The organism is Citrobacter sp. wls708 (assembly GCF_005281255.1).
Classification (GTDB): Bacteria; Pseudomonadota; Gammaproteobacteria; order Enterobacterales; family Enterobacteriaceae; genus Citrobacter; species Citrobacter werkmanii.
In genome coordinates this window covers 12,735-38,197 of sequence record NZ_SZXE01000003.1, presented here as the reverse complement: position 1 = coordinate 38,197, position 25,463 = coordinate 12,735, and the positions used below count along the sequence as shown (strand labels likewise).

Annotated in this window: 22 protein-coding genes; 10 read left to right on the top strand and 12 right to left on the bottom strand. The window is 53.1% G+C overall.

Annotated elements, in window-relative coordinates; all coding sequences use genetic code 11:
- Nucleotides 1-87: 87 nt before the first annotated feature.
- Complete coding sequence (gene plsB, locus FDW97_RS01910; RefSeq protein WP_038636254.1) at nt 88-2,508, top strand: glycerol-3-phosphate 1-O-acyltransferase PlsB; 2,421 nt, start codon at nt 88-90, stop codon at nt 2,506-2,508.
- 54 nt (nt 2,509-2,562) lie between these two features.
- Here plsB and ubiA read toward each other — a convergent pair whose 3' ends face one another.
- From ubiA to malK, 5 genes are all read right to left on the bottom strand, one after another.
- Entirely contained in the window at nt 2,563-3,435 is an 873-nt protein-coding gene (gene ubiA, locus FDW97_RS01905) for a 4-hydroxybenzoate octaprenyltransferase (protein ID WP_003826589.1), read from the bottom strand.
- 13 nt (nt 3,436-3,448) lie between these two features.
- A complete protein-coding gene (ubiC, locus tag FDW97_RS01900) occupies nt 3,449-3,946 on the bottom strand; it encodes a chorismate lyase (protein ID WP_038636252.1) in 498 nt (165 codons plus the stop codon).
- 180 nt (nt 3,947-4,126) lie between these two features.
- Entirely contained in the window at nt 4,127-5,074 is a 948-nt protein-coding gene (gene malM, locus FDW97_RS01895) for a maltose operon protein MalM (RefSeq protein ID WP_137350590.1), read from the bottom strand.
- A 113-nt stretch (nt 5,075-5,187) separates the two neighbouring features.
- A complete protein-coding gene (locus FDW97_RS01890) occupies nt 5,188-6,543 on the bottom strand; it encodes a maltoporin (protein ID WP_038636248.1) in 1,356 nt (451 codons plus the stop codon).
- Nucleotides 6,544-6,634: 91 nt separating this feature from the next.
- Nucleotides 6,635-7,744, bottom strand: a complete 1,110-nt coding sequence (gene malK / locus FDW97_RS01885) for a maltose/maltodextrin ABC transporter ATP-binding protein MalK (protein ID WP_038636246.1) — start codon at nt 7,742-7,744, stop codon at nt 6,635-6,637.
- Between the two features lie 360 nt (nt 7,745-8,104).
- On the opposite strand from malK, the gene malE reads away from it, so the two are divergent.
- The 4 genes from malE (at nt 8,105) to xylE (ending at nt 13,674) form a co-directional block, all read left to right on the top strand.
- Nucleotides 8,105-9,295 (top strand): maltose/maltodextrin ABC transporter substrate-binding protein MalE, encoded by a 1,191-nt coding sequence (gene malE / locus FDW97_RS01880; protein WP_032940895.1) that lies wholly within the window; start codon nt 8,105-8,107, stop codon nt 9,293-9,295.
- Between the two features lie 130 nt (nt 9,296-9,425).
- The gene (gene malF, locus FDW97_RS01875; protein ID WP_137350589.1) at nt 9,426-10,970 is read left to right on the top strand and encodes a maltose ABC transporter permease MalF; all 1,545 of its coding nucleotides are present in this window, start codon (nt 9,426-9,428) and stop codon (nt 10,968-10,970) included.
- A 14-nt stretch (nt 10,971-10,984) separates the two neighbouring features.
- A complete protein-coding gene (malG, locus tag FDW97_RS01870) occupies nt 10,985-11,875 on the top strand; it encodes a maltose ABC transporter permease MalG (protein ID WP_038636242.1) in 891 nt (296 codons plus the stop codon).
- Between the two features lie 323 nt (nt 11,876-12,198).
- A complete protein-coding gene (gene xylE, locus FDW97_RS01865) occupies nt 12,199-13,674 on the top strand; it encodes a D-xylose transporter XylE (protein WP_038636240.1) in 1,476 nt (491 codons plus the stop codon).
- Nucleotides 13,675-13,719: 45 nt separating this feature from the next.
- Here xylE and psiE read toward each other — a convergent pair whose 3' ends face one another.
- A complete protein-coding gene (gene psiE / locus FDW97_RS01860) occupies nt 13,720-14,130 on the bottom strand; it encodes a phosphate-starvation-inducible protein PsiE (RefSeq protein WP_003031674.1) in 411 nt (136 codons plus the stop codon).
- Nucleotides 14,131-14,269: 139 nt separating this feature from the next.
- Here psiE and FDW97_RS01855 point away from each other — a divergent pair, with 139 nt between their 5' ends.
- Nucleotides 14,270-14,779, top strand: coding sequence for a GNAT family N-acetyltransferase (locus FDW97_RS01855; RefSeq protein ID WP_137350588.1), 510 nt, complete (start codon nt 14,270-14,272; stop codon nt 14,777-14,779).
- Between the two features lie 13 nt (nt 14,780-14,792).
- Nucleotides 14,793-15,245 (top strand): acyltransferase, encoded by a 453-nt coding sequence (locus FDW97_RS01850; protein WP_069325179.1) that lies wholly within the window; start codon nt 14,793-14,795, stop codon nt 15,243-15,245.
- A 79-nt stretch (nt 15,246-15,324) separates the two neighbouring features.
- Here the strand turns inward: FDW97_RS01850 and FDW97_RS01845 are convergent, their stop codons facing one another.
- From FDW97_RS01845 to pgi, 5 genes are all read right to left on the bottom strand, one after another.
- Nucleotides 15,325-17,421, bottom strand: coding sequence for a YjbH domain-containing protein (locus FDW97_RS01845; protein WP_038636233.1), 2,097 nt, complete (start codon nt 17,419-17,421; stop codon nt 15,325-15,327).
- Complete coding sequence (locus tag FDW97_RS01840; RefSeq protein WP_137350587.1) at nt 17,421-18,158, bottom strand: capsule biosynthesis GfcC D2 domain-containing protein; 738 nt, start codon at nt 18,156-18,158, stop codon at nt 17,421-17,423. The genes FDW97_RS01845 and FDW97_RS01840 overlap by 1 nt, the downstream gene beginning before the upstream one ends.
- Complete coding sequence (locus FDW97_RS01835) at nt 18,155-18,793, bottom strand: YjbF family lipoprotein (protein ID WP_137350586.1); 639 nt, start codon at nt 18,791-18,793, stop codon at nt 18,155-18,157. The genes FDW97_RS01840 and FDW97_RS01835 overlap by 4 nt, the downstream gene beginning before the upstream one ends.
- 117 nt (nt 18,794-18,910) lie before the next feature.
- On the bottom strand, nt 18,911-19,153 hold the full coding sequence (yjbE, locus tag FDW97_RS01830; RefSeq protein WP_137350585.1) for an exopolysaccharide production protein YjbE: 243 nt from the start codon (nt 19,151-19,153) through the stop codon (nt 18,911-18,913).
- 421 nt (nt 19,154-19,574) lie between these two features.
- Complete coding sequence (gene pgi / locus FDW97_RS01825) at nt 19,575-21,224, bottom strand: glucose-6-phosphate isomerase (protein WP_137350584.1); 1,650 nt, start codon at nt 21,222-21,224, stop codon at nt 19,575-19,577.
- 314 nt (nt 21,225-21,538) lie between these two features.
- Here pgi and lysC point away from each other — a divergent pair, with 314 nt between their 5' ends.
- From lysC to FDW97_RS01810, 3 genes are all read left to right on the top strand, one after another.
- On the top strand, nt 21,539-22,888 hold the full coding sequence (gene lysC, locus FDW97_RS01820) for a lysine-sensitive aspartokinase 3 (protein WP_137350583.1): 1,350 nt from the start codon (nt 21,539-21,541) through the stop codon (nt 22,886-22,888).
- Nucleotides 22,889-22,980: 92 nt separating this feature from the next.
- The gene (gene panS / locus FDW97_RS01815; protein WP_137350582.1) at nt 22,981-23,907 is read left to right on the top strand and encodes a ketopantoate/pantoate/pantothenate transporter PanS; all 927 of its coding nucleotides are present in this window, start codon (nt 22,981-22,983) and stop codon (nt 23,905-23,907) included.
- A gap of 144 nt (nt 23,908-24,051) precedes the next feature.
- Complete coding sequence (locus tag FDW97_RS01810; protein WP_003826541.1) at nt 24,052-24,324, top strand: DUF3811 domain-containing protein; 273 nt, start codon at nt 24,052-24,054, stop codon at nt 24,322-24,324.
- On the opposite strand, the gene rluF is transcribed toward FDW97_RS01810, so the two are convergent.
- Entirely contained in the window at nt 24,321-25,196 is an 876-nt protein-coding gene (gene rluF / locus FDW97_RS01805; protein ID WP_137350581.1) for a 23S rRNA pseudouridine(2604) synthase RluF, read from the bottom strand. The genes FDW97_RS01810 and rluF overlap by 4 nt on opposite strands.
- Nucleotides 25,197-25,463: the final 267 nt, after the last annotated feature.

Genomic DNA, 25,463 nt, shown 5'->3' with positions numbered 1-25,463 from the left:
GTATGACCGGATACACCAGAAATTCACTAAACTTTCTGATATCCTTGCAGCGCATTTGCATTATTAACCAGAGGCTTTACATCGTTTATGTCCGGCTGGCCACGAATTTACTACAAATTACTGAATTTACCATTAAGCGTACTGGTAAAAAGCAAGTCTATTCCGGCGGAACCCGCACCGGAATTGGGGCTCGATACTTCTCGCCCCATTATGTACGTCCTACCGTACAACTCCAAAGCAGACTTGCTGACGCTGCGCGCCCAATGTCTGGCGCACGATCTCCCGGATCCCCTGGAACCGCTGGAGATAGACGGAACTCTACTGCCGCGCTACGTGTTTATTCACGGCGGCCCACGTGTCTTCACCTATTACACGCCAAAAGAAGAGTCTATTAAGCTGTTCCATAACTACCTCGACTTGCATCGCAGCAATCCAGACCTGGATGTGCAGATGGTGCCGGTTTCGGTAATGTTTGGCCGTGCGCCTGGACGCGAAAAAGGCGAGGTCAACCCGCCGCTACGTATGCTGAACGGCGTACAAAAATTCTTTGCTGTGTCCTGGCTGGGTCGCGACAGCTTTGTCCGCTTCTCCCCGTCGGTTTCCCTGCGTCGCATGGCGGATGAACACGGTACAGATAAAATTATCGCCCAGAAGCTGGCGCGCGTAGCGCGTATGCACTTTGCACGCCAGCGCCTGGCCGCAGTCGGTCCGCGCCTCCCTGCCCGACAGGATCTGTTCAACAAGCTGTTGGCCTCAAAAGCTATCGCGCGCGCGGTAGAAGATGAAGCGCGCAGTAAAAAAATCTCCCACGAAAAAGCGCAGCAAAATGCGATAGCGCTGATGGAAGAGATTGCCGCCAACTTCTCCTACGAGATGATCCGTCTGACAGACCGTATTCTGGGCTTTACCTGGAACCGTCTGTATCAGGGGATTAACGTTCATAATGCAGAGCGTGTACGCCAGTTGGCGCACGATGGCCATGAAATCGTCTATGTTCCGTGCCACCGCAGCCATATGGACTATATGCTGCTGTCGTACGTGCTGTATCATCAGGGTCTGGTTCCGCCGCACATCGCGGCAGGCATCAACCTGAATTTCTGGCCAGCAGGTCCCATCTTCCGCCGCCTGGGCGCGTTCTTTATTCGTCGTACCTTCAAGGGCAACAAGCTTTATTCCACCGTTTTCCGCGAATACCTGGGCGAGTTGTTCAGCCGCGGCTACTCGGTTGAGTACTTTGTCGAAGGCGGTCGTTCACGTACTGGTCGTTTGCTCGACCCGAAAACCGGCACGCTGTCGATGACCATTCAGGCGATGCTGCGCGGCGGTACGCGTCCGATTACCCTCGTACCGATCTACATCGGCTACGAGCACGTCATGGAAGTGGGCACGTATGCGAAAGAACTGCGGGGCGCGACGAAAGAGAAAGAGAGCCTGCCGCAAATGCTGCGTGGCTTAAGCAAGCTGCGTAATCTGGGTCAGGGTTACGTTAACTTTGGCGAGCCGATGCCGTTGATGACTTACCTCAACCAGCATGTGCCGGAGTGGCGTGAATCTATCGATCCTATCGAGTCTATCCGTCCAGCCTGGCTGACGCCGACGGTAAATAACATTGCCGCCGATCTGATGGTACGCATTAACAACGCAGGCGCGGCCAACGCCATGAACCTGTGCTGTACCGCGTTACTGGCTTCCCGCCAGCGCTCTCTGACCCGTGAGCAGTTGACTGAACAACTCGATTGCTATCTGAGTCTGCTGCGCAACGTACCGTATGCCCCGGATGCGACGGTTCCTGCGCAGAGCGCCAGTGAACTGATTGACCATGCCTTGCAGATGAACAAGTTTGAGGTCGAGAAAGACACCATTGGCGACATCATTATTCTGCCGCGTGAGCAGGCGGTATTGATGACGTACTACCGCAACAACATTGCGCATATGCTGGTTCTGCCTTCGTTAATGGCGGCCATCGTAACCCAGCATCGTCATATTTCACGCGCCGCGCTGCTGCAGCATATTGAAGCGCTATACCCAATGCTGAAAGCGGAGCTGTTCCTGCGCTGGGAGCGTGACGAACTCGCTGGCGTGATCGACGAACTGGCCAGCGAAATGCAGCGCCAGGGACTCATCACCCTGGACGATGACGAACTGCATATCAATCCGGCCCGCTCCCGTACGCTACAGCTGCTGGCGGCGGGTGCTCGTGAGACGTTGCAGCGCTACGCTATTACCTTCTGGCTACTGAGCGCTAACCCATCTATCAACCGTGGTACGCTGGAGAAAGAGAGCCGCACCGTGGCTCAGCGTCTTTCTGTCCTGCACGGCATTAACGCGCCGGAATTCTTCGACAAGGCCGTTTTCAGCTCTCTGGTGCTGACGCTGCGTGACGAGGGATATATCAGCGATACCGGAGATGCCGAACCGGAAGAGACGATGAAGATCTATCAGATGCTGGCCGAACTGGTCACGTCGGATGTGCGTCTGACCATCGAGAGCGCCACACAAGGCGAGTAAGCATAAAAAAACCGGTCGAAATGACCGGTTTTTATTTTGCAGGCTAAGCCAAACTCAAAAATGCCAGTAGCTCATTGCCAGGCCTAAGAACAGCACCAGACCAACATAGTTATTGTTCATAAACGCTTTAAAGCAGGCGTCACGTTCACGGTTGACGATCAGTTTCTGCTGATACACAAACAGCGCCCCAGCCACTAACAGAGACCAGTAATAGCCCAGTCCCAACCCGTTTAACCAGCCCACCAGCGCCATCAGCACCAGCACGCCCACCTGCAGAATACCAATAATCAGCTTGTCGTTCTGGCCGAACAGAATCGCGGTCGATTTAATACCGATCTTCAGGTCATCATCGCGGTCAACCATTGCATACTGCGTATCATAGGCCACCGCCCAGAGGATATTGGCGAGGAACATCAGCCAGCAGCTCAGCGGTACGGACTCGCTCACGGCGGCGAACGCCATCGGGATCGACCAGCCAAACGCCGCCCCCAGCACCACCTGCGGCAGATGCGTATAGCGCTTCATAAACGGGTAAACCCACGCCAGCGCTAATGCCGCAACGGACAACAAAATGGTCATCGTATTGAGCGTCAATACCAGCAGGAAGGCCAGCAATACCAGTACGACAAACAGCGTTCGGGCTTCTTTCTCGGTGACAGCCCCGCTCGGCAGCGGTCGATTCGCGGTACGCTTAACGTGGCCGTCAAACTTCCTGTCGGCATAGTCATTCACCACGCATCCGGCAGCGCGCATTAACCATACGCCGGCGACAAAAACCGCCAGGATCCACAGTTGCGGCATGCCAGGGGTTGCTACCCATAATGCCCACAGCGTAGGCCAGAGCAGCAGTAAGGCGCCGATTGGCTTATCCGTACGCATCAAGCGGTGAAACGCCAGCAGCTTATTCTGCGTCAGACTCCACTCCATCTTTATCTTCCTCTCAGTACAACGGCGATGCAGGCAGAAAAAGCTCGGTAAGCATCAACGGCTTACCGCTCAGCCGCAGGCGGGAACGACGCCCCCACAGCGCTGCATCGCGGCCAATCTCAATAAAATCTCGGGTCAATGTCGATGACGTAAACAGGTAGCGTCCGAGCGGGGTTTTCCCCAGGTTTTGTAAGGCCAGTTCAGGGCCACACAGGGTGGATTCAGGCACCACGGTACGCCCGGCAAGCCAGGGTTCACCATCCGCGCATAACAGGATTTCGCGTAACCAATAGCGGGACTCTTTAGGCAGCAGCGTCAGTTCTTCAGCCACCTCATTTTGCCCAACGAACGCTTCGCGAATCAACGTGACGGTGACTTCTTTGCCCTGCTGCTCAAAACGTTTGGTCATGGAATCTTCCAGTAACAACCAGTCGAGCAGTTGCGGGTCCAGCGCCGGGATCGCATCAAAATAACGCAGCGCACGCAGTTGCGTTAACGCAGGGTGTGGCATGCCTTACTCTCCGATTTATAACCTAAAGGCATTGTATCGCAGAAAAGGCATTACGGGGTGAGCAAACACAATTAAGTGATCGGCAGAGCAACATAAGCGTAACAATTCGCACTGAAGGATAAAAAAAGGTGCGCCAGGAGACGCACCAGTTGTTGCAAAATCAACAATGTGGGGTGATGTTTACCCCTTGCCTTTTACACTGCTGATAAAGGTGGATCGGGCTGATTTGGATCCCAGACGTTCAGCTTCATCAAGCAGCTTCAGCGCTTTATCGACATCGCCTTTCGCCACGGCATCCTTAATCGCCTGATTAAAATAGCTTTCGGTGTCGTTCAGCATCGGCTCACTTTTCTTCACCGGCTGCGGCGCAGGAGCGGCAACCGCTGCTGCCGGAGCAGCATAAGTCACTGCAGGCGCTGCGGTATTGCCGACAGTGACAGGGCCAGGGCCGGAAGAACCGAACAGCGGCCCGACCAACACACTGGAGGACGAGCTGGTTTTGACTTTCAATTTCAACAGACCATCGGTGGTATGACGCGCGATCGGGTCCGGAATATCGGGAACGGCGTTACCGACGCCCTTGGCATAGGCTTTTGCCGGATCAAGCAGGGTCGTGGTCTGCTGGAGGTCTTTATCCGTCGTAAAGACCAGAACATAAAGCTTTTGCTGGCCCAGCGCTGGCGTCAGACGCATTACGCCTTCCAGGCGATCGGCACTCATTACGCCGGGCTCCTGGTAGGTGAAATAGCTGCTGGGGAAGAACGCAGATGGCGTCATGTTCTGATCAAGAATTAAGACGTTTGGCGCAAATACGCTGGTTTGTTTGTTTACTTCGCTGGTTAGCGTCAGACTTAACTCGCCAATATTGGCCGGTACGCTCCAGGCCGCGACCGGACCGGTAATACCAGCAACATCCAAACGCTGGCCCGCGCTCGCAAGCTGCGTGGACTGAGTTTTGGATTGATCAACAGGCGTCCAGGTTAGCTGTTGCAACGCAGCAGTGGGAATAGCAGGCGCCGCGGTGGTGTTCTGCGGAACAATATTCACATCGGCCAGGCTGATGCCAGGCGCGCTGGCAAATAACCCTGCAGATAAACAAAGGGCAACGAGACTTTTCTTCATTTTCATTGTTATCACCTCAGATAGCATGGGTTCAGCGGTGGCCAGGCAATAGCGCGCTAAACCGTAATCAAGAGGGGCGTAAGCCCCTCTTTCGGTCTTTACGTCAGGTTAGTGCTGAATTACCACCAGATTTCCATCTGAGCCCCGAAGGACCACTCATCGCTGTCGCCACGGCTGGTGGTGCTGATACCAGAGTTCGTTGCAGCTGCATATTTGGTTACGTCGTTACCATTTTTGACGTAGCCCCACTCCTCATCCCACTTGGCATAGGTTGCGAAGACACGAATTGCCGGGCGGGACCAGATGCTGTCGCCAGCCTGCCACTGTTGCGCGAGGGTGATTTTGTACTGGCTGTTGCGATCGCCAGTCTGCTGAGATTTGACGTTGTCGTAGCCGACTTCCATCAGGGTGCTCATGATTGGCGTCCATTTGTACATCGGGCGGATACCGACGGTGTACCATTCGGTACCCAGATCGTTATCCATATCGAGGTTCTGGTACATACCGACGTACATCAGATCCCATTTGTCGCCCAGGGAGATGGCGCCGTGGTCGAGAATACGCACCAGGCTACCGTTGTTATTAATCACGTTATTGGCGTAATTGGTTTTACTACCATCTGGATTAGTAATGGTGAAGGAAGAAGAACCGTAAGAACCCTGGTTCAAACCTTTACCCTGCGTGGTCATGGAGTCTGTCGCGTACTGAACAACAAACTTGTTGTAGCCCTTCAGCATGCTCTGAGTATGTTCAGCGGTGAACATCCAGCCATCTTTTGATGCGCCGTCTGCCAGGCTGTAATCATCTGTCGTATTCGCACGACCGTAGTCAACACCCAGTTCCAACATACCGTCAGTGTTCGTTGCCAACTGCGCTAAACGAACGTCAAATACGTCGTTGGCGGTGTCTTTGGTACGATCATAGATATTCTGGCTGCTGAACGCGTATGAACCACCCGCTTCCTGAGAACGGCTCGCGGCCAGAGACAGTTTACCGAAGCCCAGATCGATGTTTTCAATACCGGCGCCAGGACCTGAAATATCCCAGTAGTAGAAGTCGATCATGTGCACGTCATGACGTTGGTAGAAGCGCTTACCGGCCCAGATAGTAGAGCCTGGCAGCCATTCAATCAGGTTTTTACCCTGCACGTTGGCTTCACGGAAGGCTGGATCAGTTCCTTCCCAGTCATTCTGCTGTGCTACGGAGTAGGCGACGTTGGTGTCGAAGTAGAAGCTCTTATCGCCTTCTTTCCACACTTCCTGACCTAATTTGATTTCCGCATAGGTTTCACATTCGTTACCGAGACGGTATTTACTTTGTGCACCTGTTGCCTGGAAACATTGTTGTTCGCCGCCGCTACCCGTCCAACCGATACCGGAACGAGCATAACCATGGAAATCCACAGCCATTGCCTGAACAGACATAATGCCTGCTGCCACAGCAACCGCCAGAGGAAGTTTGCGCAGAGTAATCATCGTTCTATCTCCTGAGATCATTGCTTTTCTTTAAACGCTGCCACCTTCTGAAACTGCGAATGGTTTTGCGTTTCGTTTTTTTATGGGGACCTTAAACGCCCGGCTCCTGGTGCAACCGACGACATGCAGTGCCATCCTCACGGAACAGATGGCAACGCTCTGGCGGCAGGCCGATAGCGAATGTGGCACCCTCTTCTACCAACACCACGTCGTTCTGGCGGTAAACCAGGTTTTGACGGATGGCGGGGATCTGGATATGAATTTGTGTTTCGTGACCAAGTTGTTCGACCACCTGGACTTCACCTTCGAGGGTGACATCGGCGATTTCACTGGGCAGCAGATGTTCCGGGCGGATACCTAAAGACATATTGGCACCCACCTGAACGCGGGCACTGTCGACGGGTAACCAGACTTGCTGGCGGTTTGGTAATTCAACCTGCACCTGATCAATTGCCGTTGCGGTAACTTTCACCGGCAGGAAATTCATCTTTGGCGAACCGATAAAGCCCGCGACAAAGCGGTCGGCAGGATAGTGGTACAGCTCCAGGGGTTTACCGACCTGCGCCACACGACCGGCATCCAACACCACAATTTTGTCTGCCAGGGTCATCGCTTCGACCTGATCGTGGGTGACGTAAATCATCGTGCGGCCAAGACGTTTATGCAGGCGGGAGATTTCAATACGCATCTGGACGCGCAGCGCGGCATCAAGGTTCGACAACGGTTCGTCCAGCAGGAATACTCGCGGCTCGGCAACCAACGTACGGCCAATCGCCACACGCTGACGTTGTCCACCGGACAGCGCTTTCGGTTTACGGTCCAGCAGGTGCGCCAGTTGCAGAACCTCAGCTACCTGATTAACGCGCTGGTTCATTACCTCTTTTTTCGCGCCGGCCAGTTTGAGGCCGAACGACATGTTTTCCGCGACGGATAAATGGGGGTATAACGCATAGGACTGGAAGACCATGCCCACACCGCGTTCGGCGGGTGGAATATCGTTCATCCGGGTCTCCCCGATAAACAGGTCGCCGCTGGTGATGGTTTCAAGTCCGGCGATCATACGCAGCAAGGTCGACTTACCACAGCCTGACGGTCCGACAAACACCACGAATTCCCCTTCGTGAATGTCGAGATTGATATCCTTCGATACCACCACGTCACCCCAGGCTTTCGTTACATTTCGCAGCTGTACGCTCGCCATGCCCTTCTCCCTTCGTTACAACCTGTCATCGACAGCAACATTCATGATGGACTGACTATGCGTTATCCCTCACGGGCGTGAATCCTCCACCCCCCAGCTTTTTTATGGGGGAGGAGGCGGGAGGATGAGAGCGCAGCGTCTGAGACCCGGACCACCAGCCTCAGAGGAATTTCGTGATGCAGCTTGCAAAAATGGGTGGGGTTTTATGTGCGCCAGTGCGCAATACTCACATTTATGTAACACAGATCACATAAAGAACGGGTGGGGCGTAGGTGTAAGGAGGATGGAAAGAGGTTGCCGTATAAAGAAACTAGTACCCGTTAAGCCACCTCTGCAAAATCACCAAACAGGATGGGAACTATGAATATCAAAACTGGCGCACGCATCCTCGCATTGTCTGCATTAACGACGATGATGTTTTCCGCCTCGGCTCTCGCCAAGATTGAAGAAGGTAAGTTGGTCATCTGGATTAACGGCGACAAAGGCTATAACGGCCTCGCTGAAGTGGGTAAAAAATTCGAGAAAGACACGGGTATCAAAGTTACCATTGAGCACCCGGACAAGCTGGAAGAGAAGTTCCCGCAGGTTGCCGCGACTGGCGACGGCCCGGACATCATCTTCTGGGCGCATGACCGTTTTGGCGGCTACGCACAATCTGGCCTGCTGGCTGAAATCACCCCAGACAAAGCGTTCCAGGACAAGCTCTATCCGTTCACCTGGGATGCCGTACGCTATAACGGCAAACTGATTGCGTACCCGATCGCCGTGGAAGCGCTGTCGCTGATTTACAACAAAGACCTCGTTCCGAACCCACCGAAAACCTGGGAAGAAATTCCGGCGCTGGATAAAGAGCTGAAAGCAAAAGGTAAATCCGCGCTGATGTTCAACCTGCAAGAACCGTACTTCACCTGGCCGCTGATTGCCGCCGACGGCGGTTACGCGTTCAAGTTTGAAAACGGCAAGTACGACGTGAAAGACGTTGGCGTGGATAGCGCTGGCGCGAAAGCGGGCCTGACCTTCCTGGTCGACCTAATCAAAAACAAACACATGAATGCGGATACCGACTACTCCATCGCCGAAGCGGCCTTTAACAAAGGCGATACCGCGATGACCATCAACGGTCCGTGGGCGTGGTCCAACATCGATAAGAGCAAGGTGAACTACGGCGTTACGCTGCTGCCAACCTTCAAAGGCAAGCCGTCTAAACCGTTCGTTGGCGTACTGAGCGCGGGTATCAACGCCGCCAGCCCGAACAAAGAACTGGCGAAAGAGTTCCTCGAAAACTACCTGTTGACCGACCAGGGTCTGGATGAAGTGAACAAGGACAAACCACTGGGCGCGGTTGCGCTGAAATCCTTCCAGGAACAGTTAGCGAAAGATCCGCGTATCGCGGCCACCATGGATAACGCCCAGAAAGGCGAAATCATGCCGAACATCCCGCAGATGTCCGCATTCTGGTATGCCGTGCGTACCGCAGTGATCAACGCCGCCAGCGGTCGTCAGACCGTCGATGCCGCGCTGAAAGACGCGCAGGGTCGTATCACCAAGTAATACAGTTGTGAACGTGCCGGATGGCGGCATACATGCCTTATCCGGCCTACAACGTATGTAGGCCTGATAAGCGCAGCGCCATCAGGCACGCTGACCAACAGGTTTTCATTGTTGTTGAGGATTGAACCCCATGGATGTCATTAAAAAGAAACACTGGTGGCAAAGCGACATGCTGAAATGGTCAGTAATGGGTCTGCTTGGTCTGCTGGTCGGTTACCTTGTTGTTTTGATGTACGCTCAGGGGGAGTATCTGTTTGCCATCATGACGCTCATTTTAAGCTCTGTTGGCCTGTATATTTTCGCTAACCGTAAAGCCTATGCCTGGCGCTATGTTTATCCTGGCGTGGCCGGTATGGGGCTGTTTGTCCTGTTTCCGCTCATTTGTACCATCGCCATTGCTTTTACCAACTACAGCAGCACCAACCAACTGACCTTTGAACGTACTCAACAAGTCCTGATGGATCGTTCTTATCAGGCAGGAAAAACCTACAACTTTGGCCTGTATCCGGCGGGTGATGAGTGGCAACTGGCCCTCACCGACGGTGAAACGGGAAAAAATTATGTTTCCGACGCCTTTAAATTTGGCGGCGAACAGAAGCTGCAGTTAAAAGAAACCGAGGCGCTGCCAGCGGGCGAACGTGCGACGCTGCGCATCATCACCCAGAATCGTCAGGCGCTGACTCAGCTAACAGCCATTCTGCCGGACGAAAGCAAAGTCATCATGAGTTCACTGCGTCAGTTCTCCGGTACGCAGCCGCTCTACTCCCTGGCCGATGATGGGACGCTCACCAACAACCAAAGCGGCGTGAAGTACCGCGCTAATAACGATATTGGTTATTATCAGGCCATTAACGCAGACGGTAGCTGGGGTACTGAAAAACTCAGCCCGGGCTATACCGTCACCATCGGCTGGGACAATTTCACTCGCGTATTTACCGACGAGGGCATCCAGAAACCGTTCTTCGCCATCTTTGTCTGGACGGTAGTGTTCTCAGTCCTGACGGTGATTCTGACCGTGGCTGTGGGTATGGTGCTGGCCTGTCTGGTGCAGTGGGAATCTCTGAAGGGCAAAGCGATTTACCGCGTCCTGCTGATTCTGCCCTACGCCGTACCATCGTTTATCTCGATTCTGATTTTCAAAGGGCTGTTCAACCAGAGTTTTGGTGAAATCAACATGATGCTCAGCGCGCTGTTTGGTATCAAGCCGGCCTGGTTTAGCGATCCAACCACCGCGCGTTCGATGATTATCATCGTTAACACCTGGCTGGGTTATCCGTACATGATGATCCTGTGCATGGGGCTGCTGAAAGCGATTCCTGACGATCTGTATGAAGCCTCGGCAATGGACGGCGCGGGTCCGTTCCAGAACTTCTTTAAAATTACGTTACCGCTGCTGATCAAGCCGCTGACGCCGCTGATGATCGCCAGCTTCGCCTTTAACTTTAATAACTTCGTGCTGATTCAACTGTTGACCAACGGCGGTCCGGACCGTCTTGGCACCACTACGCCTGCCGGTTACACCGACCTGCTCGTCAGCTACACCTACCGTATCGCCTTTGAAGGCGGCGGCGGTCAGGACTTCGGGCTGGCGGCGGCGATTGCCACCCTGATCTTCCTGCTGGTTGGCGCGCTGGCGATTGTGAACCTGAAAGCCACACGTATGAAGTTTGATTAAGGGAGACAACGACAATGGCTATGGTCCAACCGAAATCACAAAAGTTACGTTTATTCGCAACGCACTTAGGGCTGCTGATTTTTATCGCGGCGATCATGTTCCCGCTGCTGATGGTCATCGCCATTTCGCTGCGTGAAGGTAACTTCGCTACTGGCAGCCTGATCCCGGATAATATTTCCTGGGAACACTGGAAACTGGCGCTGGGCTTTAGCGTAGAACATGCGGATGGCCGCGTCACTCCGCCGCCGTTCCCGGTACTGCTGTGGTTGTGGAACTCGGTGAAAGTCGCCACCATTACCGCGATTGGTATTGTGACGCTTTCCACCACCTGTGCTTACGCCTTTGCCCGTATGCGCTTCCCGGGTAAAGCGACCCTGCTGAAAGGGATGCTAATCTTCCAGATGTTCCCGGCGGTGCTGTCTCTGGTCGCGTTGTACGCCTTGTTTGACCGCCTGGGCCAGTACATTCCATTTATCGGCCTGAACACTCACGGCGGCGTGATCTTCGCCTATCTCGGCGGTATCGCGCTGCATGTGTGGACAATTAAGGGCTATTTTGAAACCATCGACGGTTCGCTGGAAGAAGCGGCCGCGCTGGATGGCGCCACGCCGTGGCAGGCATTCCGCCTGGTACTGCTGCCGCTTTCCGTACCAATTCTGGCGGTCGTGTTTATTCTGTCATTCATTGCCGCTATTACCGAAGTACCGGTCGCGTCACTGCTGCTGCGTGATGTGAACAGCTACACCCTTGCGGTTGGTATGCAGCAGTACCTCAATCCACAGAACTACTTGTGGGGCGACTTTGCCGCCGCTGCTGTACTTTCCGCTATTCCGATCACTCTGGTGTTCCTGCTGGCACAACGCTGGCTGGTCAACGGCCTGACGGCGGGTGGTGTGAAAGGTTAAGTTTTATCGAAGTACCTGCCCGGCAACGGGCAATGCCACTGCAACCCTCAACTTATGTTATCCCAACCTGTGACTGTTATTCGGCGCTCTGCGGAGCGCCCTTTTTTATGTTATTTTGCATTGCTGTTACGATTATTTCCTTTCGTGGCCCCCATCACTGCAATTATATTTACCACCTGAAAACAGACAAATTAAACAGAATTAAGATCACAGAAAAGACAAAACATAATTGCAATGTAAAAAATGATAATTGTCTTCCCTGCCTGTTAAATCCACCATCACGACACTGATCAAAAGAGCTGTATCCTCTAAGGCAGGTCTGAATGAACACCCAATATAATTCCAGTTATATTTTTTCGATTACATTAGTAGCAACATTAGGAGGGCTATTATTCGGCTATGACACCGCCGTCATATCCGGAACGGTAGAATCCTTAAATACCGTGTTTGTCGCCCCGCAACATTTAAGTGAATCCGCCGCCAACTCGCTGTTAGGCTTTTGCGTTGCCAGCGCGTTGATTGGCTGCATCATCGGCGGTGCGCTGGGCGGTTATTGCAGTAACCGCTTCGGTCGCCGGGACTCGCTGAAAATCGCCGCCCTGCTGTTCTTTATTTCCGGTATTGGTTCTGCGTGGCCAGAATTAGGATTTACCACGATTAACCCAGATAATGCCGTGCCTGTTTATTTGGCCGGATACGTCCCCGAATTTGTTATTTATCGCATCATTGGTGGTATTGGCGTTGGTTTAGCCTCAATGCTCTCACCGATGTATATTGCAGAACTGGCTCCAGCGCATATTCGTGGGAAACTGGTTTCCTTTAACCAGTTCGCCATTATTTTTGGTCAACTGCTGGTGTATTGCGTTAACTATTTTATTGCCCGTTCCGGTGACGCTAACTGGCTGAATACCGATGGCTGGCGATATATGTTTGCTTCCGAAAGCATTCCCGCCCTGCTGTTCTTACTGTTGCTGTACACCGTACCGGAAAGCCCGCGCTGGCTGATGGCGCGTGGCAGACACGAGCAGGCGGAGGGCATTCTGCGCAAAATTATGGGCAACAGCCTCGCCACCCAGGCCATGCAGGAGATCAATCAGTCACTGGAGCATGGCCGTAAAACCGGCGGACGCCTGTTGATGTTTGGTGTGGGCGTTATCGTCATCGGTGTGATGCTCTCCATCTTCCAGCAGTTTGTCGGTATTAATGTCGTGCTGTACTACGCGCCGGAAGTGTTTAAAACGTTAGGGGCCAGCACCGATGTGGCGCTCTTGCAGACTATTATTGTCGGCGTAATCAACCTGAGCTTCACCGTGCTGGCAATCATGACGGTGGACAAATTTGGTCGCAAACCGCTGCAAATAATTGGCGCATTGGGTATGGCTCTTGGGATGTTCAGCCTTGGCACCGCGTTTTACACCCAGGCTTCCGGGCTGATAGCGCTGCTGTCGATGCTGTTTTACGTCGCCGCATTCGCCATGTCCTGGGGACCGGTTTGTTGGGTGCTGTTGGCAGAAATCTTCCCGAACGCGATTCGTGGCAAAGCGCTCGCCATTGCCGTCGCCGCTCAGTGGCTGGCGAACTACTTCGTCTCCTGGACCTTCCCGATGATGGACAAAAATTCGTGGCTGGTTTCCCATTTCCACAACGGTTTCTCCTACTGGATTTACGGTTGTATGGGTATTCTGGCGGCGCTGTTTATGTGGAAGTTCGTGCCGGAAACCAAAGGCAAAACGCTGGAAGAACTTGAAGAACTGTGGGAACCCGCAGCAGAGAAAACCCAGCCAGCCTCTGCGCAGTAACCCTGACATACAACACGCCGCAGCCGGATTGCGGCGTGTTGTCTTTTACTCTCGCTTCAGCCGTTTAGAGTTACACAGCCACAGCGTAATCACTAACAGCAGGATCGCCGCAGAATAGATCAATACATCCATCGGCGCTTTATGATCGACAATGATCAACCGCACAATTGCGGTGATCCCGATATAAACAAAGTAGCGCAGCGGAAAGTGAAATCCTGACTGAAAGTACTTCACAATCAGCGCGATAAATTCAAAATAGAGAAAGTAAACCACCAGCCCTTCCACCAGCTCATACTTGCTGGTCTGTTCAGGCGCGAACAGTACATCCGCCAGGTGTAGCGTTTCTTTCCCAAGGAATACAACCAGGATCAGGCCCAGACTCAACAGCCCCAGATTCAACACGGTCTGCAAGATGGTGGAGATAAACTCCACGCGCGGACGAGATAGCGACGTCATAACGGCCCCTCCTGTTCAGTAACAAGGTTCCTGTATAACGCAGAAATGTGACAGAGATCTACATTTTTTGTTTATGTTTTGTGCAGCTCAATAATAGTGCAACAATGCTTTTGACACTAACATCTTGAACGGAATAGAAATGCTTAAGATTGAAATGGCAACCGTCGACGATGCCAGCTTGCTAAGCGCAATGGGCTATATCAGCTATCGACATCACTTTGCGCCTTTGTGGAAAAACCCGAGCGAGCTCGACGCTTATCTTGAGCAGGAATATTCCTTACCAGCGATATCCAGCAGTTTGGCCGAGCCCGGAACCTTCTGGCTTATCGCCTTTGCCGACGCGCCGGTTGGCTTTGCCAAATACAGTCTCCGCCACTCTATTGATCCAGAAGGGCGTTCAGGGGCATTGCTACATAAGATCTACCTGATGCCAGATGCAACGGGCAAACAGTACGGTGAGCAGCTTTTTGCCGATGTTATTCGCCAGGCCAAAGAGCAGGATGAAAAATGGCTCTGGCTTGAGGTACTGGCTGATAATCCTAAGGCCCGGCAGTTCTATGAACGGCAAGGGATGACGCTTGTGAAGGAAACTGCTTTCACTACCGCCTCCCAGACCAGTATTTTGTACGTTATGGAAAAGCAGATTTAAGAGGATATAAATGATGAATATTCGTCAATCCGCTGTCCGCAACGTCACGTGCGGTGAGAATGTGGTGGTTTATGAACCGGCGAACCTGTACGACTGCATACTGGAAGACAACGTTTTTGTCGGACCATTTGTTGAAATCCAGGGCAACACGCAGATTGGCGCAGATAGCAAAATTCAGTCGCACACCTTCATCTGCGAATATGTCACCATCGGTTCCCGCTGTTTTATCGGTCATGGCGTGATGTTCGCCAACGATATGTTTCGGCAAGGAAAACCCAATGCCGACCGCACCAGTTGGGGAAGAATTACGATTGGTAATGATGTCTCGATCGGCAGTGGGGCGACCATTCTGGCAGTCACAATCTGCGATGGCGCAGTCATCGGCGCGGGAAGCGTGGTGACAAAATCGATTACCGAGAAAGGCGTGTACGCGGGCAACCCGGCAAAATTATTGCGTCGTTTGTAAGTTGCCGGGTGGCGGCATAAATGCCTTATCCGACCGACAATGTAGGCCGGATAAGCGCAGCGCACCGGGCGATCAAGCATTAACGGAAGTTCTCACTTCTGTCGCTGGTCATATCATACAGACCAAACTTACGTCCCAACTGCTGCCCACCGTCACGCGTCAACGGTGTCCAGCCAATCGCCGCACGACTGCGGGTTGGACCTGAAGAGAAGAGATCCAGCGGCACGGAAACGTACACCCCTTTGGTAAAATCGCCCTCTCCATATTCATCCGGCGAGGCGTCGGTGATGGTCGCATAGCCGCCCACCACCACACCGCTGTCGAAGCGTTTGGCAATTTCCAGCGTGCCACCCTTATCTCCCGCCAGATACTGGCCGACGCTGGCTTTCACCAGTACATCCTGGGCGAATGAAGGATTCCAGTAAGCCGTCAAATGCCCGGTCTTCACGCTGTAGTCGGTGAATTTCATCATATCCTGCGCGCTACGCCAGTCACGCTGTTTCACATAGTTGGCGTCAATGCCAAACGCCCAGTTGCTGTCTAACGGACGATACAACACTTCTGCCCCCGCCCCGCCGTACATGGTCTCCAGGTAACCAGCGTAAACCTGTCCGTAGAACCCGTTTCCGAGTGACTGGAAGTAGTTGGCCTGCAGGTTATTCACGTAGACATCGTTTTGCACATACTCGCGCACATGAGTACGCACGCGTGGTAAATGCGAATCCTGCGGCGGGTTGGTGTAGTTAAATTTGTCATAGTTATTGGCGAGGTTGGCGAACAAACTCCCGGTGGTCAGCAGATGATCGGTCACCCACCAATCCGCAGTTCCCATTACGCCCAACTGGTACATATAGAAGTTTTCCGGGCCGCCCACCGACTGATTGAGCACCGGATCGATATGAAAATCAAAGCGAGACTTATCAATATACCAACCCTGCTCGGTCGTTTTCGGCACCACGGGCTCAACGCGTTTTTGCGCCAGTTGTGTTTCATGACCCAGCGGCTCACCTTCCAGGTGTCGCTTAAGGCTGGAAACATCCGTTTCGGTCGTCACCTGCGGCAAGTTAAGGCGATTTTCGGTAATCCGGATCGTGCGGATCCCGTCGGGAAGATCGTTCATCACGATCCGATTGGCGCGTTCGATCCCTTCTCGCGAATCACGATATTTCACCTGTTCGCCGGTCACATACAGCGTATCGCCCTGTACCTGGATTTTGGGATCCGCCAGCCCGGCGTTATATTTCAGCAGCGTTAACTGATTCGCCACTACCGAATGTTGCAGAATCGCATCCTGCGGCTGTGGTTGATACTTCGGACGGGCGTTATCGTTATAGTTTGGTCGCAAGTCGTTGAAGTTAGTCCGCAGCGTAAACCCAAACATAAAGGTGTTCCCGCGCTCATAGCTGAGGTTAACGTCGGCCCAATCGGTGACGCGATAGATAGCGCCGACGTTAAACTTGCTCTTTTGATCCAGCTTGCCCGCAAAATCCTGCTGGTAATTATTGCCTTCATACTCCAGTTTCAGGCGCAGCGGCTGCCAGGGTGTCTGATATTCCACGCCGCCAAATAACGATGCCGGACCATGAAACATCTGACTGCCGTCAATAGAACCAGCCTGCTTGTAGCTGTTATCGCGATGACAGAATTTATCGCTGTATGAGCAAAACGGATTGCTGACGTTGCCGCTGGTGCCAAGATACCCCCAGCCCAGACCGAGCGAGAAATCAAACGGGCCCCAGGCTTTGTTCGCTACAATATACTCCGCATCAAACAGACCCGTCCCGCCGATATCCCGCGCGCCAACGGCCACCTGCGGCATCCAGTAGCTCTCTTCCCACAGCCGCAGTTTGAGATCAAACGCTTTATCCTTGTATGTCTGATCGCCAGAAAATGACTCCACGCTGCTGTATTTTTTGGTACGCACATCGGTATAGCGCAGCGTGGTTTCCAGCCAGGGGAACAGTTGCACCGACGCAGAGTAGTAGCGGTACTGATCGTTGTCCCGGTAGTTGAGGCTCATTTCCCCTTCACGCGCCATCCGTGCTGTCGGGGTTTGCAGCAGGCCCACGCCGCCAAAATCGGACTGGGATGGACCAATAGGCGCAGGCCATGTTTCACCGTGACAGGCAACGCTTACGCCCAGCGCCAGTAAGCTGAGCAGATAAGTTTTTCTCATTATTCAGGTATCCGCTGGGTCAGGGTGTGAAGAATATCGGCATTGATTTCATCCGGGGTACTGCTCCAGAAGGCATCAGAGAGTCCGACAAAAATGATGCTGCCGGGCATCGGCTCAACGTGACGTTTGTTCCAGTAAGCGATAGGGACTTTTTGCGAGCGTCCATCGGGATAGATGACCCACGCGTAGCTGCGATCCGCACCGCTGAGCCGACTTTGCCCATCGAGATAGCTGGCGACATCACGCCCAGGCACAAACGGTTGTTTACCCGGACGGCTTAGCAAACCAAACAATGTGATATCCGTTGGCTGCGATCCAACCCATAGCGTGTAGTTGCCCTGCAACGGCGGGTTGCTTCGCTCGCTGACGCGCACCACATCCGGGTCAAGGTTAATGTTCTGTCTGCCGGTCACCTTCAGCGCCTGAATTTGCTGGCGTAATGCGTTGATAGCCGCCGCATCGTCACCGCTTTCTTCAGCACTCAGCGCTGCCAGACGAGCCAGTAGTGTCTGCCGCTGGCGTTCTGCCGCTGCCGTTGCCCGCTCTTCGCTGATGACCGCTCCGGGCCACCAGCTATTACTCAGCCGCGGCTGTCCAACCAGATCAATCAGATGCTCCGCACCGGTCAATATTTTGGGTTCAGCGCTGTCTGCAATCATGACTTTGACATTGCCCGCAGCAAAAACAGAGGGTGCGCTCAGGCTAAAAACCAGCGCCATTACGGCTCGTTTCATCATGATTTTGCCGCCTTAATCAGCGTGGTTTTCACCGGGAAGAAGTTAGCTCCCAGATACTGTTCCGACTGACGGATTTGCCCTTCGCTATCGATCCAGTAGCGGTTATGCCAGCGCGTTTGATCGGTCGTTATCTCTTCATCAAGGATGCGTACTGGCGTTTTATCGCTGCCGACCTGAATGCTGTCAGTGCCATCCCATGTGAAAACAGAGCGGGCGGTGGCATAGCGCACCTGCTGATGTTCAGTCCAGCCCATCGTGCGGGTCCATGTTGCGCCATCGGCTATCTGATTGGGTTTGATGAGCGGGTCCGCTGCCAGATTATTCACCTCAATCAGGTTGTCACCGCCGAGCTGCGTTTTCACAATGCGCCCATGCTGCGTGACGAGAATGGCCTGATCCTGAGTCACCCATTTCTGTTGTCCGTTTTCTGCAAACGCGAGTACGACAAACAGCTGTGGACCACCATTGAGCTGCATATACTTGCTGGCGTAGGGCATGTTTTGGATTTCATCATCCGTCATCTGAACGCCGGGAGTACCAAACACACTATCCCACAGCGAATGGCCCAGCCCTTCGGTGGTGGCCGAGCACGCCTGTAGTAACAGGCAAACCAATATGAGCGCTGGTCGCTTCACGACACTTCTCCGCATTATTGCCGGGTGCGCAACGCTTACCCGGCCTACAAATCCCGCAGACTTTTGGCAATTCAAAATAACCACACCGAAGTGTGGTTAGAATTAAACGTACCGGTATTACTGGGTACTGGTGGTTGTCGTGGTTGTCGTTCCGGTATTAGAACCATCACCACCACCGGTCGCCGCAAGGGCCACCCCCACCGCAGAACTTACGGTGCTCACGCTGGTGGCAGAGGAACTTCCTGCCGAAACCGACGCGGCAGCCGACCCTGCAGCTTCACCCACCTGAACGGGGGCAGCATAGGCAGAGGTCGCCGCAAGCGCAGATATAGCCCAAAGGCCATACAGAACTTTTTTCATCACAAATTCCCTTCATTTAATGAATGGAGATTTACCCAAAAGAATTTCGGGCGAGATCGAGTATACACAAGCCAAAGTGTGCAAATTACGCCTGGCGGGAATTTAGGATAATGAGAAATGAAAGTAGATTGCTATTATTAATTAATAGCATTAAACAGTAAAATCAATCAGTTAAAATACACACACCAGAAATACAATATCCGTAAATTCTGAAAACAACAGAAATTAAATTCCGTTAAGTTAATTATTTTAGGATTATGCTCAATTAGGGAGTGAAGCAAAAGCGTAGATATCCTGGAGCAATCTTATAAAAAAAGCCGATATTAATATCGGCTTTTTTATTTCATTAATGCCGGATGACGGCTAAACGCCTTATCCGGCCTACAAATGTGTGCCTGTAGGCCGGATAAGCGCAGTGTCATCAGGCGCGCCAGGACTTATAACGGTTAATCAAACCGTTAGTCGAGCAATCATGGCTGGTAATCTCTTTATCATCATTCAGCTCCGGCAGGATGCGATTTGCCAGCTGTTTGCCCAGCTCCACGCCCCACTGGTCGAAAGTGAAGATGTTCAGGATTGCGCCCTGAGTAAAGATTTTGTGCTCATACAGCGCAATTAGCGCCCCCAGGCTGAACGGCGTGATTTCACGCAGCAGGATGGAGTTGGTTGGGCGGTTGCCTTCGAACACTTTGAACGGCACCACGTGTTCCAGCGTTGCCGGATCTTTACCCTGGTCGCGATATTCCTGCTCAACCACATCACGAGATTTACCGAACGCCAGCGCTTCGGTCTGAGCGAAGAAGTTAGACAACAGTTTCGGATGGTGATCCGACAGCGGGTTGTGGGTAATAGCCGGGGCGATGAAATCGCACGGCACCATTTTTGTACCCTGGTGGATCAGCTGGTAGAACGCATGCTGGCCGTTAGTCCCCGGCTCACCCCAAATGATTGGGCCGGTCTGGTAATCCACCGCATTGCCGTTACGGTCCACGTATTTACCGTTGGATTCCATATTGCCCTGCTGGAAGTAGGCCGCGAAACGGTGCATATACTGGTCATACGGCAGGATCGCTTCGGTTTCAGCACCGAAGAAATTGTTGTACCAGATACCGATCAGCGCCAGCAGCACCGGCAGGTTTTTCTCCGCCGGGGTAGTGGAGAAATGTTTGTCCATCGCGTGCGCGCCGGACAGCAGCTCTACGAAGTTGTCGAAACCGACGGACAGGATGATCGACAGACCAATCGCTGACCACAGGGAGTAACGACCGCCAACCCAATCCCAGAATTCGAACATATTAGCGGTATCAATACCGAATTCGCCAACCGCTTTACCGTTGGTGGAGAGCGCCGCGAAATGTTTGGCAACGTGCTTGTTGTCGCCCGCGGTCGCCAGGAACCAGTCGCGCGCGCTGTGGGCGTTAGTCATGGTTTCCTGAGTGGTGAAGGTTTTAGATGCGACCAGGAACAGCGTGGTTTCCGGGTTCACTTTCTTCAGCACTTCAGCGATGTGCGTCCCATCGACGTTAGACACAAAGTGCATGTTCAGATGGTTTTTGTACGGACGCAGCGCTTCGGTCACCATGAACGGACCAAGGTCGGAACCGCCGATACCGATGTTCACTACATCAGTAATGGCTTTGCCGGTATAGCCTTTCCAGCTTCCGGAGATGATCGCTTCAGAGAAGGATTTCATCTTCTCCAGCACCGCGTTCACTTCCGGCATCACATCTTTGCCGTCAACGATGATTGGGGTATTGCTACGGTTACGCAGCGCCACGTGCAGCACGGCACGGTCTTCGGTACGGTTGATTTTCTCACCGGAGAACATGGACTTGATGGCGCCTGCCAAATCGGTCTCTTTCGCCAGATCCTGCAGTTTGGCCAGCGTCTCTTCAGTGATACGGTTTTTGGAGAAATCCACCAGCATCAGATCGTCAAACGTCGCGGAAAATTTGGTGAAACGATCGCTATCTTTCGCGAACAGATCGGCGATAGTAACGTCTTTCATCTCTTCAAAGTGTTTTTGTAGTGCCTGCCAGGCTGAGGTCTGCGTTGGATTGATGTTTTTCATTAGCAATACTCTTCTGATTTTGAGAATTGTGACTGAGATCGATTGTAACGCCAGTCACAGAAAAGTGTGATTGTTTTAATGCCATTGCCAGGGCATCCGCCAAACGAGGCTACAAAGTATAGCCGTTATCAGCGTTGTTATTAGTACCGTTACTCAACGCAGTTGCAGCATGAAAAATCCGCATAATCCCAGCGTTGACAGTGCAAGCTACACATTTTATTTATAAATACGGTATTTGCATTTGCGCCTGCACCGGTTTCCGTTCTGCCTTATGTGCCATGGTCGCTCTATTCACTCCCTGACACGAGGTAGTTATGACTGATGTAGTTGTCTCCAAGTTTGGCGGTACCAGCGTGGCGGACTTTGATGCCATGAATCGCAGCGCTGATGTGGTGCTTTCTGATGCGAACGTCCGGTTAGTGGTGCTCTCCGCATCGGCAGGTATTACCAACCTGCTGGTTGCTCTGGCGGAAGGGCTGGAGCCAACCGAGCGTTTCGAAAAACTCGACGCCATTCGCCAAATTCAGTTCAATATTCTGGAACGCCTGCGTTATCCAAACGTGATTCGTGAAGAGATCGAACGCCTGCTGGAAAACATCACCACGCTGGCAGAGGCGGCGTCACTGGCGACCTCAACCGCGCTGACCGACGAACTGGTCAGCCACGGTGAGCTGATGTCTACCCTCCTGTTTGTTGAGATCCTGCGTGAGCGCAACGTGCAAGCGCAGTGGTTTGACGTACGTAAAGTGATGCGCACTAACGATCGTTTCGGTCGTGCAGAACCCGACGTCGCGGCGCTGGCCGAACTGGCAACGCTCCAGTTAGCACCACGTCTGAGTGAAGGTCTGGTGATTACCCAAGGCTTTATCGGCAGCGAAAGCAAAGGCCGCACCACCACGCTGGGACGCGGCGGCAGTGATTATACGGCCGCCCTGCTGGCTGAAGCGCTGCACGCAACGCGCGTCGATATCTGGACCGATGTTCCCGGCATTTACACCACCGATCCGCGCGTCGTTCCAGCCGCTAAACGTATTGATGAAATCGCCTTCGAAGAAGCCGCGGAAATGGCGACCTTCGGCGCGAAAGTGCTGCACCCGGCAACCCTGTTACCTGCCGTACGTAGCGATATCCCGGTGTTTGTTGGCTCCAGTAAGGATCCAAAAGCAGGCGGTACGCTGGTATGCAATAAAACCCAAAATCCACCGTTGTTCCGTGCCCTGGCGCTACGCCGTAAGCAAACGCTGCTAACGCTGCATAGCCTGAATATGCTGCACTCTCGCGGCTTTTTAGCGGAAGTGTTCGGCATCCTGGCGCGCCACAACATCTCGGTAGATTTAATTACCACATCGGAAGTCAGCGTGGCGCTGACGCTGGATACCACCGGTTCAACGTCTACCGGCGATACGCTGTTAACACAGTCTCTGCTGATCGAACTGTCTGCCCTGTGTCGGGTTGAAGTGGAAGAAGACCTGGCGCTGGTGGCGCTGATTGGCAACGACCTGTCCAAAGCCTGTGGCGTGGGTAAAGAGGTGTTCGGCGTACTGGAGCCGTTCAACATCCGCATGATTTGCTACGGCGCGTCCAGCCATAACCTGTGCTTCCTGGTGCCAGGTACCGAAGCCGAACAGGTGGTACAGAAGCTGCACCATAATTTGTTTGAATAATATTTCATCACGCGATAAATAATAACTATAGCCGGGCTCGAACCCGGCTTTTTTATAACAACACAACACATTTCAATCGCAAGGAATATAACATGCTCGCTACTCTGACGCGGCTGTTCCCATTATGGGCGCTGCTGCTCTCTGTTATTGCGTATTACACGCCCCCCACCTTTACACCTGTCGGGCCATTCGTGCCGTCGTTACTGATGCTGATTATGTTCGGCATGGGCGTCCATTTGAAGGTGGATGACTTTAAACGTGTACTCTCACGTCCTGCGCCGGTCGCCGCGGGTATTTTCCTGCATTATCTGGTGATGCCGCTCGCCGCCTGGATTTTGGCGCTGGCTTTTAATATGCCGCCGGAACTGTCCGCAGGCATGGTGCTGGTCGGGAGTGTCGCCAGCGGAACAGCGTCTAACGTCATGATCTATCTGGCCAAAGGCGATGTGGCGCTCTCCGTGACTATTTCATCCGTTTCAACGTTGGTCGGCGTCGTCGCCACACCGCTGCTGACACGGCTGTATGTCGATGCGCATATTCAGGTGGATGTGATGGGTATGCTGCTGAGTATTCTGCAGATCGTGGTCATTCCGATTGCCCTGGGACTGGTCATTCACCATCTGTTCCCACGCGTCGTAAAAGCCGTCGAGCCGTTTCTGCCTGCGTTTTCTATGGTGTGCATCCTGGCGATCATCAGCGCCGTCGTGGCAGGCTCCGCTTCGCACATTGCGTCCGTTGGCTTTGTGGTGATTATCGCCGTTATCCTGCATAACACCATTGGCCTGCTCGGCGGATACTGGGGCGGAAAACTGTTTGGTTTCGACGAGTCGACCTGTCGTACGTTAGCTATCGAAGTTGGCATGCAGAATTCGGGGCTGGCCGCTGCGCTGGGTAAAATCTATTTCGGCCCGCTTGCCGCCCTGCCCGGCGCGCTGTTCTCCGTTTGGCACAACCTTTCCGGTTCGCTGCTGGCAGGCTACTGGTCCGGTAAGCCGATTAAAGAGAAAGCACGCCGCTAATTGTCGGCTGTAGGCCTGATAAGTGTAAGCGCTAGCAGGCATAATACGCGCACGTCGCCGGATGGCGGCTAACGCCTTATCCGGCCTACCCAGCCTCTGCACTTTGCCGTACACTGAGGACATCGGCTAACAGAGGGCACCCCTATGGCACTCCCCCGCATTACCCAAAAAGAGATGACCGAGCGCGAGCAGCGTGAACTGAAAACGCTGCTCGACCGCGCGCGCATAGCGCATGGTCGACTGCTGACCAACGCAGAGACCAACAGCATCAAGAAAGAGTACATCGATAAACTGATGGCCTTGCGCGAAGCGGAAGCAAAAAAAGCCCGCCAGTTAAAGAAAAAGCAGGCTTATAAACCGGATGCGGAAGCATCGTTTTCCTGGTCAGCGAATACGCCAACGCGCGGCAGACGTTAACGCCCTTTCTTCTTACGCCCCGGCGAGGTAAAGCGTTTGCCGTTTGCTGCCGGGCGCGATTTCTCTTTCTCCGCAGATTTTTCGATTTTCACTACCGGGCGCTTAATGCCTGTGGTTTTTGGCTTCGCTTTCGCCTTCGGTTTGGCTTCCGAGGACGAGTTCTCGATCAGCTTAAAGAGTTCGATCAGTTCGTCATCCGTCAGGTCGCGCCATTCGCCAAGCGGCAGGCCGGATAAACTAACGTTCATGATACGCGTACGCTCAAGTTTGGTAACTTCATAGCCAAAGTGCTCGCACATGCGGCGGATCTGGCGGTTCAGCCCCTGAATCAGCGTAATGCGAAACACAAACGGCGCTTCTTTCTTCACCTTACATTTTTTGGTGACGGTACCGAGAATAGGCACACCGGCCCCCATCCCACGGATAAAGTCATCAGTGACCGGCTTATCGACCGTCACCAGATACTCTTTTTCGTGATCGTTACCGGCACGCAGGATTTTATTCACCAGGTCGCCGTGGTTGGTCAGAAAGATAAGTCCCTGGGAATCTTTGTCCAGACGACCGATTGGGAACACACGCTTGCTGTGATTCACGAAATCAACAATGTTGTCGCGCTCGCTGTCTTCGGTGGTGCTGACAATCCCTACCGGCTTATTCAGCGCGATAAAGACCAGATCTTCCGCTTCACGCGGCTCAATCAACCGACCATTCACTTTTACGACGTCGCCAGGCTTTACCTGATCGCCAATGGTGGCGCGTTTGCCATTCAGGAAGACATTCCCTTGTTCGATAAAGCGATCCGCCTCGCGACGCGAGCAGATTCCGCTTTCACTGATGTATTTATTTAGTCGGATGGATGAGTCGGGCAGCATAATTTCTCCTGTATACACTTCATCCTTCAAGCTGTCTCTGCGTTGGCTGCCCTCACACCCCCAGGTCACATAGCAATCTATGCTCCCAGGGATTCGTTCCCTTGCCGCCTTGATACAACTTGAATGATTTTGTGTATTAAAAGCGAAATATACCCTACCTTGTGGGCGATAAAAAATAATCGTGTTCAAATGCCCGAGCGCTATTTGTGATCTGTCCCAGCTTTTGACACAAAAGTGTTAGTAATGCATACCTGCAATTTTGCTGAG